1 protein-coding gene and 2 pseudogenes are annotated in these 1,960 nt (G+C 66.8%); 2 read left to right on the top strand and 1 reads right to left on the bottom strand.

Annotation, left to right across the window (positions count from 1 at the left end):
• Positions 1-379: flavin reductase family protein (locus AC1DWT_RS51100; protein ID WP_477926247.1), on the top strand; the 379-nt coding region annotated here is incomplete at its 5' end.
• Positions 376-1,548 (top strand): annotated as a pseudogene (ribB, locus tag AC1DWT_RS51095) (3,4-dihydroxy-2-butanone-4-phosphate synthase). The gene AC1DWT_RS51100 and the pseudogene ribB, both read left to right, overlap by 4 nt.
• Before the next feature lie 273 nt (positions 1,549-1,821).
• Here the strand turns inward: ribB and AC1DWT_RS51090 are convergent.
• Positions 1,822-1,960, bottom strand: a pseudogene (locus AC1DWT_RS51090) (IS982 family transposase); the annotation flags it as partial.

Below are 1,960 nucleotides of genomic sequence, written 5' to 3'. Positions count from 1 at the left end.
CTTCAGCTCCGTCTCCCTCGACCCCGCCCTCGTCGCCTTCTTCGTCGGCCGGCATTCCACCACCTTCCCCAAGGTCGCCGCCTCCGGCCGCTTCTGCGCCAACATCCTCGCCGCCGACCAACACGAACTCGGCCGCGCCTTCGCCCGCAGCGGCACCGACAAATTCCACGGAATCGACTGGACCCCCGCCACCACCGGTTCTCCCCGCCTCACCGGCGCGCACGCCTGGGTCGACTGCCACATCGACCTCGTCCAAGCTGTCGGCGACCACGACCTCGTCGTCGCCCGTGTCGTCGAACTCGGCGCCACCGACACCCCCGACCCGCTGCTGTTCTACACGTCCACGTTCCATCAGCTCACCCCCGCGAGCCCGGCATGAACACCGTCGAACAGTGCCTCGAGCAGCTGCGCGCCGGGAAGCCGATCCTCGTCCTCGACGACGAAAACCGTCAGAACGAAGCCGATCTCGTGATGGCCGCACAGTTCGTCACCACCCAAGACGCCGCCTACTTCCTGCGGCACACGTCCGGCTTCTTCTGCGTCGCGATGCCCGCCGAACGAACGCGCGCTCTCGGTCTCCCCCTGATGGTCGGGGATCCCGACAACCCGCTGGGCACCGCGTTCACCGTCAGCGTCGACGCCGCCACAGGCACCTCCACCGGCATCAGCGCCGCCGACCGGGCCCGTACTATCCGCCTGCTCGCCGACCGCGAGACCGTCGACACCGACCTCACCAGGCCCGGCCACGTCCTCCCGCTGCGCGCCCGCGACGGCGGAGTCCTCACTCGGCCCGGCCACACCGAAGCAGCCGTCGACCTGTGCACCCTCGCCGGTCTGTCCCCCGTCGGGCTGATCTGCGCGGTCACCACCGCAGACAAGCGCGACATGCTCCGCGGCGAAAACGTGCACTCCTTCGCCGCAAGCCAGAACCTGCCCGTCGTCACCATCGAGGAAGTGGTGAACTACCGGCGCCGCACCGCGACCATCGAACGCTGCGCCGACGCCGAAATCCCCACCGACCACGGCACCTTCACCGCCATCGTCTACCGCTCCACCAGCGGAATCGAGCACCTGGCCATGGTGTTCGGCGAACCGGCCGGCACCACCGCCCTCACCCGCGTCCACAGCGAATACCTCACCGGCGACGTCCTCGGCTCACGGCGCTGCGACTGCGGCGCACAACGCTCCGCCGCACTCGAACGCATCGCCGACGCCTGATGCGGCGTCCTGCTGTACCTCCGCGGGCACGAAGGCCGCGGCATCGGACTCGCCGCGAATATCGCCGCCTACCAACTCCAATTGCCCGTCGACGCCCGCGACTACACCGACGCCGCAGCAATCCTCCGCGACCTCCGGATCGATCGCATCAACCTGCTCAGCAACAACCCCGCCAAGGCCACGGGCCTCACCGCGGCCGGCATCACGATCGCCGGCACAACACCCCTTGAATCCGCACCGAACGACCACAACACTCAGTACCTCGTGACGAAGCGGAACAGCCTCGGACACAACCTGATGCAGACGGCGCTGGCTGTCGCACCCCTCTGAGTACATTTCAGATTGGTATTCAGAGAATTCGACACGGTCGTGGACCATGTCGTCGCGGACCCTGCACGCCGACCAATTTCGAAATCACCATCGGCTAGATTGCCTACATCGTAACGACCTGCACCGCCAAGGCCTCCTCAAAAAGGGACGTCTTGACTCCGCCACCGAACAGGTCCTCGCTGAAATGGGGCGCCGCTTGGCTCCGAGCCGCAACGCCCCGGCACAGCGACGCTACTGAAGGGCTGGATCTAGATGATTGATTCCTTGAACGGATCAGTGGTCGTAGGCGATCAATGATCGCTTGGCAGTGGCGCCGATGTTCCAGTTGTGCCAGATGCCGGCGGCCATCGCCAGCACACGCTGGGCGACGCGGGCGAACACCCCGTGCGTGGTACGGCCACCGTGTTCCTCC

This window comes from Rhodococcus sp. P4_B6 (genome assembly GCF_056402215.1).
Note: the sequence above shows the minus strand (reverse complement) of the source record. Positions and strands in the feature narration are given on the sequence as shown.